Origin of the sequence: Streptomyces soli, assembly GCF_003999195.1 — a bacterium.
Taxonomy (GTDB): Bacteria; Actinomycetota; Actinomycetes; order Streptomycetales; family Streptomycetaceae; genus Actinacidiphila; species Actinacidiphila soli.
Genome location: NZ_RJVR01000121.1, coordinates 1 through 12,706 on the forward strand (window position 1 = coordinate 1; position 12,706 = coordinate 12,706).

The window sequence follows — 12,706 nt, forward strand, 5'->3', positions numbered from 1 at the left end:
ACCCCGCATGCCGCCGGGGAAGCCGCCGGCGCCGCCGCGCGCCCCGCCACCGCCGCCGAAGCCGCCCCTGCCGCCCTGGACGGCGGGACCGGCGGTGACGATGGAACCGGTGTGGCCGGTGTCGACGGTCTGCACGGTGTACGCGAGCGGGCCGCCCAGCGCGGCGGCCAGGCCGAGGCCCGCCGAGGCGAGGGCGAGCTGCCTGCCGAGCCGTGCCGCGAGAAGCAGGCCCAGGGCAGCGACGATGCCGCCGATGAGGACGGCGTAGCGCACCCCCGGGTACCAGTCTGCGGAACGGTTCAGCAGGACGTACGACCAGATCGCGGTGACCGCGACCGTGACGGCGAGCACCACCGAGGCGGCGATGTGCGAACGGCGCTCCCACAGCGCCGTGGCGCCCATGCCGACCAGCGCCGCGATGTAGGGCGCGAGGGCGATGTTGTAGTACTCGTGGAAGATGCCGGACATGAAGCTGAAGACCACGAAGGTGAACAGCAGCGAGCCGCCCCACACCAGATAAGCGGCCCTCTGCGTGTCCGTACGCGTTGCCCGCCAGGTCAGCCAGATGCCCACCGCCAGCAGGATGAGAGCCGCGGGCAGCAGCCAGGCGATCTGGCCGCCCATGTCGGACCCGAAGAGCCGGGTGATGCCGGTCGCGCCCCACCGGCTGCCGCCGGCGCCGCCCCTGCCGCCGACCGAGCCGGTCTCGTTGCCGGTGAGGCGTCCGAAGCCGTTGTAGCCGAAGGTCAGGGACAGGAAGCTGTTGTCCTGCGAGCCGCCGATGTACGGGCGCGAGGACGCGGGCCACAGCTCGACGATGGCGACCCACCAGCCACCCGACACAATGAGCGCCAGGGTCGCGTAGCCGATCTGGACGAACCGCTTCTTCAGCGTCGCCGGTGCGCAGACGGCGTAGACGATGGCCAGCGGCGGCAGGATCAGGAAGGCCTGGAGGGTCTTGGTGAGGAAGGCGAAGCCGAAGGCGACGCCGGCCCACACCAGCCACTTGGTGTTCGCGTTCTCCAGCGCGCGCAGCACGCAGTAGACGGCGACGACCATCAGCAGCGCGAGCAGCGCGTCGGGGTTGTTGAAGCGGAACATCAGCACGGCGACCGGGGTCAGCGCCAGCACGGCGCCCGCGACGAGGCCGGCGGCGGCGCTGAAGCGGCGGCGTACGGCGGCGTACAGGACGCCCACCGTCGCGACGCCCATCAGGGCCTCGGGGACGAGGATCGCCCAGGAGCTGAGGCCGAAGATGCGGACGGACAGGGCCATCGGCCACAGCGCGGCCGGGGGCTTGTCGACGGTGATGAAGTTCCCGGCGTCCGAGGAGCCGAAGAAGAAGGCCTTCCAGCTCTTGCTGCCCGCCTGAACGGCGGCGGAGTAGAAGGAGTTGGCGTAACCGGAGCTGCTCAGGTCCCACAGGTAGAGAAGTGCCGTGACAAGCAGCAGCCCGAGGAGGGCGGGGCGCACCCACGCCGCGTCCTCGGGTCGTCCGCGCCACACCCGGGTGGTGAAGCCGCGCGGCCCCTGGCCGTCGCCGCCGCCACCACCGCCGCCCTCGCCGGGCGGGGGCAGTGCGCCGTCGCCGCCGGAGCCCGCCAGGACCGGCTCCGACGCGACCGGTTCGGCGACCGCGACGGCCACCGAACCAGGCGCGGATCCGGGCACCGACGCACCCACCGGCACCGGGGTGCGCTGCACGCCGGCCGGCGGTTGAGTCGGGGGCGGGGGCACAGGGGCCGAAACGCCGCTGGGCGGCGCCGGAGAAATTTCCTCCGGCGACCGCCAGGGTGACGTGCCGTCCGTCGGGGCCCCGGTAGAGGCCCCTTCGTTACGGGACGTGGTCATCGATTACTCCTCGGGTCGTGCTCGTGGGGGTCGATGGGGCGCATCTGCACCGTCTCGTCGCCGTATCCCGTCTGGCCGCTGACCCGCCAAGGGGTGCCGCCCTGCGGTACGTCGGCGTACCGGTACGGCTCCTCGGCGCGGAGGGTGGCGCCGCGGTCTTCGTAGCCGGTGGTTGGGGCGTACGTGCCGCTGTCGTACGGGGTGCTCTCGTACGAGGTGTTGTCGTACGGCGTGCCGGGACGGACCTGCACCGGAGTCACCTGCTGCACGGGCTGCAGCGGCTGCCGCGCGGACGGCCGGCCACCGTCCGCGCCGTCGCCCTGGGACGGGAAGACCCAGGCCCGGAAGAGCAGGAATCGCAGCACGGTCGCGGCGAGGTTGGCCGCGACGAGGACGGCGACTTCGGTGCCCTGTGAGGACTGGGGGTTGGCGGCGCTCAGCGCGGCGAGCGAACCGCTGGTCAGCGCGAGGCCGATGGCGAAGACGACCAGGCCCTGTGCCTGGTGCCGCACGGCCTTGTCCCGTCCGCGTACGCCGAAGGTCAGGCGGCGGTTGGCCGCCGTGTTACCGACGGCGGAGACCAACAGGGCCAGGGCGTTGGCGAGTTGGGATCCCATGCCGAGCCGGAAGACGGAGAAGAGCAGCAGGTACACAAGCGTGCTGAGGCCGCCGACCACGCAGAAGCCGACGAGCTGCCGGGCCAGGCCGACGGGCACATCGGCGATGTCGCGGTCGCGCGGGTCGTCGCCGAAAGGGCGGCGCAGCCGGTCCAGCGGCAGCGCGCCGGTGGCCAGGGCGCGGCCGACCCGCAGGACGCCCTTGAGGTCATCGGTGGCCGTCTTGACGATGTCCACCGTCGAGTTGGGGTCGTCGACCCAGTCGACCGGGACCTCGTGGATCCGCAGGCCCGCGCGCTCGGCCAGCACCAGCATCTCGGTGTCGAAGAACCAGCCGGTGTCCTCGACCAGCGGCAGCAGCCGCTCGGCGACGTCCTTGCGGATCGCCTTGAAGCCGCACTGGGCGTCGGAGAAGCGGGCGGCGAGCGAGCCGCGCAGGATGAGGTTGTACGTACGGGAGATGAACTCCCGCTTGGCGCCGCGCACGACTCGGGACGACCGGGCCAGCCGGGAGCCGATCGCGAGGTCGGAGTGGCCGGAGATGAGCGGGGCGACAAGCGGCAGCAGCGCGTTGAGGTCGGTGGACAGGTCCACGTCCATGTAGGCGAGGATCGGCGCTTCGGAGGCGGACCACACGGTCCGCAGGGCCCGCCCCCGGCCCTTCTGCTCAAGTCGGAAGGACAGAACCTCGGGGATCTCGGCCTGCAGCATCCGGGCAACCGCCGGGGTGCGGTCGATGCTCGCGTTGTCCGCGATGGTGATACGGAAGGGGTACGGGAAGGTCCGGGCGAGGTGCGCGTGCAATCTGCGCACACAACCTTCGAGGTCCTTCTCCTCGTTGTATACGGGGATCACGACATCGAGCACTGGCTCGGTCTGCGAGACAGCCAGGTGCTCTCGAGCGGGCAGGGCCCCCCGGTCGGGGGACGACGTGCCACTCGGCGGGAGCTGTTGAGTGCGCATGACATGTACTTTGCGGCGATGCCCTGTCATAACGTTGTGGCCAAACTGAGACCCACCTGTGAGTGCGTTACAGGTAGATGAACCCTGAAAATCGTCTCTCCCGGAACGCTGCTGATGCTCACCCGGCCGCCGTGCGCGGTGACCACCGCCTGCACGATCGCAAGGCCGAGCCCGGTACTTCCGGCGGCCCGCGAACGGGAGGCGTCGCCACGGGCGAAACGCTCAAATACGTGCGGCAGCAGGTGCGGTGGGATGCCGGGACCGTTGTCCGCGATCTCGACGACGACCTCGAAGTCGGTCGGCACGACCCGGGCCACCACCGTGGTGCCGGGTGGGGTGTGCGTACGGGCGTTGGCCAGCAGATTGGTCAGCACCTGGTGCAGCCGCTCCGGGTCGCCGAGCACGCACGCCGGATCGTCGGGCAGGTCGAGGCGCCACCTGTGGTCCCGGCCGACCGCGCGGGCGTCGCTGACCGCGTCCACGACTAGCGGCGACATGTCGGTGGCCTCCAGGCACAGCGGCCGCCCGGCGTCCAGCCGGGCCAGCAGCAGCAGATCCTCGACCAGCGTCGTCATCCGCGCGGCCTCGGACTCGATCCGGCCCAGCGCGTGCCGGGTGTCCGGGCCGATCTGCTCCCGGCCGCGCCGGGTCAGCTCCGCGTAGCCCCGGATCGAGGCCAGTGGCGTACGCAGCTCATGGCTGGCGTCGGCCACGAACTGCCGGACCCGGGTCTCGCTCTCATGGCGGGCGTTGAGCGCCCCGGCGACATGGCCGAGCATGCGGTTGAGCGCGCCGCCGACCTGGCCGACCTCGGTGCGTGGGTCGGTGTCGCCGTCGGGGACACGGTCGTAGAGAGCCACCTCGCCCTTGTCGAGCCGCAGTTCGGAGACCCGGGCGGCGGTGGCGGCGACGCGGTGCAGGGGACGCAGCGAGTAACGGATCATCAGGGAGCCGGCGAGGCCCGCCGCGATCAGCCCGGCGGCGGCGACGAGGGCCTCGATGGTGATGTAGGTGCTGATGGTGTCGTCGACTTCGGTGGTGGACAGCCCGATGACGGTGAAGCCGCTGCTGCTGGCGGCGGTGTGCACCAACTGCACCCGGTACGTGCCGTAGCCGGGGATGGTGACCCTATGCGTCCCGGCGTCCAGCGGCACGGACGCGAACACGGCCTTCTGCTCGGCCGTGAACTGCTGTACCTCCATCGCCTCACCCGGCGTGATCTGCACCGCGATTCCGGCGGAGGTCACCACGCGGTTGTCGGTGAGGTGTGCGCCGATGACGCCCGGCTGCAGGCCGGGGCTGCGCAGAAAGCCGAGTTCGTCGCCGTATTTGCTCGCATGGGCCGCCAGCGGACCCGCCGCGCGGTCCGCGACGGCCGAGACCTGGTTGCCCAGCTGGGTGTCGAGGTACGACCGCAGCGAAATCGTCGTCACCGCCCCGATGACCGCGCATACCACCGCGATCATCGCGATCGACGACAGGACCAGTCGTGTACGCAGTGAGAAGGCCCGGCGCGGCCGGTGACCGGGGCGCCGGCCGGGCCGGGGCGGGACACCACGGGCCGCCCTGCCGGACCTGCCCGCTCGGCCTGCCAGTACGTCGGCTGTCACGACGGGGTCACACCGCTTCGCCCGGCTTGATCAGGTAGCCGGCGCCGCGCCGTGTGTGGATCATCGGGGTGCGCCCGGCGTCGATCTTCCGCCGCAGGTAGGAGATGTAGAGCTCCACCACGTTGGCCTGGCCGCCGAAGTCGTACGACCAGACGCGGTCGAGTATCTGCGCCTTGCTCAGCACCCGGCGCGGGTTGCGCATCAGGTAGCGCAGCAGCTCGAACTCGGTGGCCGTGAGGTGGATCCCGGTGCCGCTGCGGCTGACTTCGTGGCTGTCCTCGTTCAGGACGAGATCGCCGACGACCAGCAGCGATTCCGTACGGGCCGCGGCCGCGCCGGAGCGGCGCAGCAGGCCGCGGAGCCGGGCGACGACCTCTTCGAGGCTGAACGGCTTGGTGACGTAGTCGTCGCCGCCCGCCGTCAGCCCGGCGATGCGGTCCTCGACGGCGTCCTTGGCGGTCAGGAAGAGCACCGGCACGTCCGGCGACTCCCGGCGCAACCGCGCCAGCACTTCCAGGCCGTCCATGTCGGGCAGCATGACGTCGAGGACGACGGCGTCCGGTCGCAGCTCGCGCGCGGAGCGCAGGGCGTCGGTGCCGTTGCCTTCGGTGTGGACTTCCCAGCCCTCGTAACGCAGGGCCATGGAAAGAAGGTCTGCGAGCGCAGCTTCGTCGTCAACGACGAGGACCCGGACGGGCGAACCGTCGGGGCGGGTGAGGTCTACGGCTGCAGGAGATGAGGACGCGGTCATAGTGGCAATCCTGTGAGTCACTTCTTAGGGAAGGCTGTTCGTCATCTGTGAATTACCTGAGAAAAGCCTGTCCCTGGCCGATGCATACATTGAGGGAAGGCTAGGACTCTCACATGAGAGAGGAATGAAGGAGTCCTAAAGGAGTGGAATAGGCTCACTCAGTCCGAGGTTTGTACGATCAGGATCGAACACTCTGGGTGGAGGAAAGCTGTGAAGCCATCGGTCGGCCGCTACGGAATCTGGCACGCCGCACTGCGTTCGGAGGACCCCGCACGAGCCGGCGAGCTCGCCGAAACCGCCGCCGAGCTGGAAGAACTCGGCTACGGAGCCATCTGGCTGGGCGGCAGCAGCGGCGTCGAACACGCGGCTCCCCTGGTGGCTGCCACCTCGTCGATCACCGTCGCCACCGGCATCCTCCCCATCTGGTCGTACGAGGCCGAGGAGACCGCCGCCCGCTTCGCCGACCTCGACGCCGCCCACCCGGGGCGCTTCCTGCTGGGCCTGGGCGTCAGCCACGCCGCCATCGCCGGTGAACGCTACCGGCGGCCCTACGCCGCGATGGTCCAGTACCTGGACGACCTGGACAAGGCCGGCGTCCCCGCCGACCGCCGCGTCCTGGCCGCCCTCGGCCCGCGCATGCTGGAGCTTTCCCGCGACCGCGCCGCCGGTGCCCACCCCTACCTCGTCACCCCCGAGCACACCGCGCAGGCCCGCGCCATCCTCGGCGAAGGCCCCCTCCTCGCCCCCGAACTGAAGGTCATCCTCGAGGCCGACCCCGACCGCGCCCGCGCCATCGCCCGCAGCGCCCTCGCCCTCTACCTGACCCTCCCCAACTACACCAACACCTGGCTCCGCCTCGGCTTCACCGACGACGACCTCTCCCACGGCGGCAGCGACCGTCTCGTCGACGCCCTCACCGCCTGGGGCACCCCCGACCGCATCCGCCACCGCCTCGCCGACTTCCACACCGCCGGCGCCGACCACATTGCCCTGCAACTCCTCGTAGAGGGCCAGAACCGCACGGAACTCCCGCGGGCAGGCTGGCGGCAGCTCGCGGAGGTGGTGGCGGGCTGATGATCGGACTGCGGCGGTGGGCAAGTCGCGGTGCGGAGGGAGTCATTGGTGGGCAGGGGGTGCCGTAAGGGAACAGAGTGCGGTCAAAGGTGATCGGTGGGCGACTGGGGGGCGAGGCCGGGCGTACGTTCGCCGCATGGACAGGGGTACCGGCCCTCGCGCGGTCTCGGTCGACCGAATGGCGTCGGGCGATCATGCGTGTCTGGGGTTCGACGACGAGGCCGCGCGGTGGGATATCCGCGCGGCGTTCGCCGAGATCGGGCTGTCCAGGGGCGAACTGGTGATGTTCTTCACCGACCCGGGGACCAGCGTGGAAGAAACGGTCAACCACCTGGCCGGGCTCGGCGTGCCGGCCGGGCGGGCGCTGGTGCGGGGCAGCCTCGTCGTGGTGAACGACATCCCCGGGTACCACCCGGACGCCGGGTTCGAGCCCGAGGCCCGGGTCGCCACCTGGGTCGAGGCCACGGAGGACGCCCACCGTCTGGGGTTCCCCGGTATCCGTGCCGTGGGCGACATGTCGTGGGTGCTCCGGCCGGGCGTCGACCACGACCGCCTGGTCGACTACGAGGCCGCGATCACCCCGGTCTTCGCCGGCATCGGCTGCACCACGATCTGCGAGTACGACCTCCGCCGCTTCACGCCGGAACTCATCAGCCGCGTCTCGGCCGCGCACCCCGCGTCCGTACTGCAGAGCCTGGACGCACTGCGCGTCGAGCACGGCGAAGGCATCCTCTGGATGAGCGGCGACGCGGATCTGGCCACCCGCGCCGAGTTCGAGTTCGGCCTCCGCGAGGCCTTCGACAGCCCCGCCGGGACCCCGCGCATCATCGACCTCACCGAGCTGTCCTTCATCGACGCGCACTGCGCCGCGACCCTCATCCACCGCGTCGCCGCCCTCGACCCGGCCGTACGGCTCGTCCTGAGGTGCCCCCCGCTGCACGCCCGCACGCTGCGACTGTGCGGGGCGACCGAGGTACCCCAGCTCTTCCTCATCGAGGCGTAACGCAGAAAGGACGCCGTCCGCCGGGCGGCACGCCTGGGCTTCGCCCCGCGCAGCCCTCTCTACCTCCTCGACATGGAGGCGTACAGCGTCACCCGCGCCCGCTGCACCACGCCCACCCTGTCCTTCGTACGGGCCTGGAACCGCCAGGTCAGGGCGGCCGACTACCTGCCCGGCTTCTACGCAGCTCGAACTCCGGCATCGGCGGCCGGAAACTGCACATCGACCGCACCCGCATGGACGCCCTGTGGCAATCGTCTCGGGGTAGTCGGGGTCGGTGTACACCCCCGGGAGGTGAGGACAGCCCCCGGCCTACTCCTTGAGGGTGATCCCGCTTCGGGACTTGCGGCGGATCCGCCGGACCGGGCCCGGCTCATAGCGTTGAGCCCATGACCACGCCTGTGTGCAGCAGCGAGTTCACCCGCTATGAGTTCACCAGCTACGTACGGACCAAGGGCCCGGCGCTGCTGCGTACCGCGCGCTCGCTCACGCCCAACCCGAGCGACGCCGAGGACCTGCTGCAGACCGCGCTGACCAAGACCTACCTGGCCTGGGAGCGGATCGACGACCACCGCGCTCTGGACAGCTACGTCCGCCGCACGCTGGTCAACACCCGCACCTCGCTGTGGCGCAAGCGCCGGGTCGACGAGTTCGCGACCGACGAGCTTCCCGAGCCCGCCGCGGTGGACGCGGTCCCGGACGGGGCCGAGCACCAGGCGCAGCGCGACGCGATGCTGCGAGCGATAGCGCGGCTGCCGGCCAGGCAGCGGGCCATGGTCGTGCTCAGGTACTACGAGGACATGAGCGAGGCGCAGACCGCTGAGGCCCTCGGGGTGTCGGTGGGCACAGTGAAGAGCGCGGTGTCGCGAGCCCTGTCAAAACTACGGGAAGACCCCGAATTGCTCGTTGGGTAGTGACATACCGCGCGGTATGGAGCCAGAATCGCGGACGAGGGTCTGTCCGATCCTGAGCCGCACGGGCAGGCCTACCCTCGCGTAGCCGCGTTTCGAGGAGGCCCCGTGCTGAGCACGATGCAGGACGTTCCGCTGACAGTGACCCGTATTCTGGTGCACGGCACCACAGTGCACGGGGATTCCACGATCACCACCTGGACCGGTGACGCCGAGCCGCAGCGCCGCACCTTCCGGGAGACGGGACTGCGTGCCGTACAGCTGGCGAACGCGCTCCGCGACGAACTGGGCGTCCAGCGCGACGAGCGCGTTGCCACCCTGATGTGGAACAACGCGGAACATGTCGAGGCCTATCTCGCGATCCCCTCCATGGGCTCGATCCTGCACACGCTCAATCTGCGGCTGCCCGCCGACCAGCTCGTCTGGATCGCCAACCACGCCGCCGACCGCGTCGTACTGGTCAACGGCTCGCTGCTGCCGCTGCTCACCCCCCTGCTGCCGGCCATGGAGTCGGTCGAGCACGTCGTCGTGGTCGGCCCCGGCGACATCTCGCTCCTGGCGGGCACCACCGCCACCGTCCACGAGTACGAGGCGCTGATCGGCGGCCGCCCGACCAGGTACGACTGGCCGGAGCTGGACGAACGCGAGGCCGCGGCCATGTGTTACACCTCCGGCACGACCGGCGACCCGAAGGGCGTGCTCTTCTCGCACCGGTCGATATATCTGCACTCGATGCAGGTCAACATGGCCGAGTCCTTCGCCCTGACCACCGCGGACACCACCCTGCCGGTCGTCCCGATGTTCCACGTCAACGCCTGGGGCATCCCGCACGCAGCCTTCATGACCGGCATCAACCTGCTGATGCCCGACCGTTTCCTGCAGCCCGCCCCGCTCGCCGAGATGATCGAGACCCAGCGGCCGACCCACGCCGCCGCCGTCCCCACCATCTGGCAGGGCCTGCTCTCCGAACTCGCCGCCAAGCCCCGCGACATCTCCTCCCTCGGCGCCGTGGTCATCGGCGGCTCCGCCTGCCCGCCGTCCCTGATGAAGGCCTTCGACGAGAAGTACGGCGTCAAGGTCTGCCACGCCTGGGGTATGACCGAGACCTCCCCGCTCGGCACCGTCGCCCACCCCCCGGCCGGCCTCTCGGCCGAGGAGGAGTGGTCCTACCGCGTCACGCAGGGCCGCTTCCCGGCGGGCGTCGAGGCGCGGCTCGTCGGCCCGGACGGCGAAAACATGCCGTGGGACGGCGAGTCGGCGGGCGAGCTGGAGGTGCGCGGACCGTGGATCTCCGGTGCCTACTACGGCGGCGCGGGCGCCGACCCGATCCGGCCCGAGGACAAGTTCAGCCCTGACGGCTGGCTGCGTACCGGAGACGTCGGCACGATCACGGCCAACGGCTATCTCACCCTCACCGACCGGGCCAAGGACGTCATCAAGTCCGGCGGCGAATGGATCTCCAGCGTCGAACTGGAGAACCACCTCATGGCCCACCTCGACGTCGCCGAGGCGGCCGTCGTAGCCGTCCCCGACGACAAGTGGGGCGAACGGCCGCTGGCCACGGTGGTGTTGAAGGAGGGCTCCACGGCCACGTACGAGTCGCTGCGCGCCTTCCTTGCCGCGCGCATCGCGCACTGGCAGCTGCCGGAGCGGTGGGCGATCATCCCGGCGGTGCCGAAGACCTCGGTCGGCAAGTTCGACAAGAAGGTGATCCGCCGGGACTACGCGGACGGGAAGCTGGACGTCACCAGGCTGGGCTGAGCCTGACAGGCGTACGGAGGGCGGTACGGGCCGCCCTCCGTACGCGTATGGGGGTGATCACCAGTCGAAGATGGAGTGGTGATGGTTCGACTCGTGGTGGTCGTCCTTCTCGTGGTGGTCGTCCTTCTTCTTGTGGTCGTCCTGGTCGGGCGGGCACGGCTTGTCCGGACCCGTGGCGTCCGGCGTGATGAACAGCCGCAGCCGCACCAGGCCCTTGGAGCCCGGGGTGCCGGGGGTGGTCTCGTTGACCGCGATGACCTGGTTGCCGACCGGCAGGTCGCGGGTGGGCGGGCAGGTCCACTTGCCGTCGGGGCCGACAGTGACGTAGCAGTACGGGTCGCCGTCCTTGGGCCAGACGGTGACGGTGTCGCCGGCCGTGCCCGTTCCGCTGAAGACCGGGCGGCGGGTGGTGATGGTGTCGGCGGTGGTGGGGGTGACAAGCGTCAGTGCGCCGACCGTGATCCAAGGCCCGGCCTGGGCGACCTCCGACGCGGCCGTTGCGGCCGACGCGCTCGGCGCCTCCGCCGACGCCACATCGCCCATCGGCCCGACGATCAGGAACAGGGACAGCGCGAGCATCGGAGCGGCGAGCGCCCGGGGGTTGACGGGGACGTATCGCTGAGTCATGCGTTCCTCGAAACGGTGCAGCTCCCGACCGGGGACGGGAGCGGTCAACTTGACGTTCCGAGCGGAACATGACGGACGATCACCTGCGACCTGGGTGAGCCGAAAGAGCGTCAGGAACCGATCTTGCTCAGCAGATCGACGATCCGGGACTGTACATCGGTGCTCGTCGACCGCTCCGCGAGGAACAGCACCGTCTCGCCGGAGGCGAGGCGCGGCAGCTCGGCCGGATCGATGTCCACGGAGGTGTACACGACCAGCGGAGTGCGGTTGAGCTGCCCGTTGGCGCGCAGCCAGTCCACGATGCCGTGCCGGCGGCGCCGGACCAGCATCAGGTCCATGACCACGAGGTTCGGATGCACCTGCGAGGCGATCGTCATCGCGTCCGCCTCGGAACCGGCCTGCGCGACCTGCATCCCGCGCCGCTCCAGCGTGCCGGTGAACGCCTCCGCGATCGGCAGATGGCTCTCCACCAGCAGCACCCGGGGCGGATGCTGCTCGCTGTCGCGCGGCGCGAGCGCCTTGAGGAGTACGGCGGGATCGGCTCCGTACGCCGCTTCGCGGGTGGCCTGCCCCAGCCCGGCGGTGACCAGCACCGGGACCTCGGCCTGGGCGGCGGCCTGGCGCAACGACTGCAGGGCGGTGCGGGTGATCGGGCCGGTCAGCGGGTCGACGAAGAGCGCGGCGGGCGGCTCGGCGACCTGCGCGTCGACCTCCTCACGGCTCCGCACGATCACCGGCCGGTAGCCCCGGTCGGTCAGCGCCTGCCGGGTCGAGACGTCCGGCTCGGGCCAAACGAGCAGCCGGCGCGGCTCGCCCAGGACGGGCACGCTCTCGTCGGTCACGTCGACCGCGCCGTTCGGGCCGTCCAGCGGCTCCGGGCCCTCGTCGCCCTCGGTGGGCGCCCCTATGGCGTAGGCCCGGCCGGCGGACTGCGGCTGCTGGGCGGACGGCTGTTGGGGTTGCTGCGGTTGCGGCTGCTGCTGGGGTTGCTGCTGCTCCGGCACGGTGGGGTGCGGGCGGGCCTCGCTCTCGGCGGGGGCGTTGAGCTTGCGTCGGCGGCCGCTCGGGGCGCTCTGCGTCTGCTCGGCGATCTGCTGGGCGAAGGGCACGCCCTGGCCTAGGGTGCGAACGCTTATGGCCCGGCTGCCGTTGGTGTCACCCTGGGGATGCGGCTGGGCCTGGGACTGCTGGGACTGGGGGGTCGCTTGAGGCTGCGGCTGGGGGGGCTGGGGCTGCGGTTGGAGCTGCGGCTGCGGGGCGCGCTGGGTCTGCTCGGGGATCGACGGGTGCGGCCCCGGCGGCAGTTGCGGCGGCAGTTGTGGCTGTCGCTGCTGGACGACCTGCGGCGGGGCCTCGAGTTCGAGCATGGCCGGGCGCTCCTCGGCCGCTGCCGGGAGCTTGCGCGGGTCGACGATCGCCGAGGGCCGGCGCTGCGCGGAGCCGTTCGCCTCCGGCCACTCCGGGGCTTCCGGGGCGCGGCGGCCCCGCCGCCCGGTGGGCGCTTCCGGGGCGTCGGCGGTGGCGGGGGGCAGCGCCGGGAG

At 71.1% G+C, this 12,706-nt stretch carries 9 protein-coding genes and 2 pseudogenes; 5 read left to right on the forward strand and 6 right to left on the reverse strand.

All coding sequences use genetic code 11. From position 1 onward, the window contains the following. The 4 genes from EFK10_RS10435 to EFK10_RS10450 all read right to left on the reverse strand — a co-directional run. Positions 1-1,704 (reverse strand): glycosyltransferase family 39 protein (locus tag EFK10_RS10435; RefSeq protein ID WP_240677130.1); only part of this gene is annotated, 1,704 nt, incomplete at its 3' end. 143 nt (positions 1,705-1,847) lie between these two features. Continuing rightward, a complete protein-coding gene (locus tag EFK10_RS10440; RefSeq protein ID WP_127355450.1) occupies positions 1,848-3,431 on the reverse strand; it encodes a bifunctional glycosyltransferase family 2/GtrA family protein in 1,584 nt (527 codons plus the stop codon). Positions 3,432-3,457: 26 nt separating this feature from the next. Beyond that, on the reverse strand, positions 3,458-4,897 hold the full coding sequence (locus tag EFK10_RS10445; RefSeq protein WP_127355451.1) for a sensor histidine kinase: 1,440 nt from the start codon (positions 4,895-4,897) through the stop codon (positions 3,458-3,460). Between the two features lie 151 nt (positions 4,898-5,048). Further along, on the reverse strand, positions 5,049-5,792 hold the full coding sequence (locus EFK10_RS10450) for a response regulator transcription factor (RefSeq protein ID WP_206305395.1): 744 nt from the start codon (positions 5,790-5,792) through the stop codon (positions 5,049-5,051). A 210-nt stretch (positions 5,793-6,002) separates the two neighbouring features. Between EFK10_RS10450 and EFK10_RS10455 the strand changes: the two genes are divergently transcribed. The 5 genes and pseudogenes from EFK10_RS10455 (at position 6,003) to EFK10_RS10475 (ending at position 10,538) form a co-directional block, all read left to right on the forward strand. Further along, on the forward strand, positions 6,003-6,866 hold the full coding sequence (locus EFK10_RS10455) for an LLM class F420-dependent oxidoreductase (protein ID WP_240677131.1): 864 nt from the start codon (positions 6,003-6,005) through the stop codon (positions 6,864-6,866). Between the two features lie 136 nt (positions 6,867-7,002). After that, complete coding sequence (locus EFK10_RS10460; RefSeq protein WP_127355453.1) at positions 7,003-7,869, forward strand: MEDS domain-containing protein; 867 nt, start codon at positions 7,003-7,005, stop codon at positions 7,867-7,869. A gap of 18 nt (positions 7,870-7,887) precedes the next feature. Next, a pseudogene (locus tag EFK10_RS10465) lies at positions 7,888-8,259 on the forward strand (glycoside hydrolase domain-containing protein); the annotation flags it as partial. After that, on the forward strand, positions 8,256-8,780 hold the full coding sequence (locus EFK10_RS10470; RefSeq protein WP_127355454.1) for a SigE family RNA polymerase sigma factor: 525 nt from the start codon (positions 8,256-8,258) through the stop codon (positions 8,778-8,780). The pseudogene EFK10_RS10465 and the gene EFK10_RS10470, both read left to right, overlap by 4 nt. A 105-nt stretch (positions 8,781-8,885) precedes the next feature. Further along, positions 8,886-10,538, forward strand: coding sequence for a long-chain fatty acid--CoA ligase (locus tag EFK10_RS10475; protein WP_127355455.1), 1,653 nt, complete (start codon positions 8,886-8,888; stop codon positions 10,536-10,538). A 57-nt stretch (positions 10,539-10,595) separates the two neighbouring features. Here EFK10_RS10475 and EFK10_RS10480 read toward each other — a convergent pair whose 3' ends face one another. Both EFK10_RS10480 and EFK10_RS10485 read right to left on the reverse strand, forming a co-directional pair. Beyond that, the gene (locus tag EFK10_RS10480) at positions 10,596-11,165 is read right to left on the reverse strand and encodes a hypothetical protein (protein ID WP_127355456.1); all 570 of its coding nucleotides are present in this window, start codon (positions 11,163-11,165) and stop codon (positions 10,596-10,598) included. 110 nt (positions 11,166-11,275) lie between these two features. Beyond that, a pseudogene (locus tag EFK10_RS10485) lies at positions 11,276-12,706 on the reverse strand (response regulator); the annotation flags it as partial.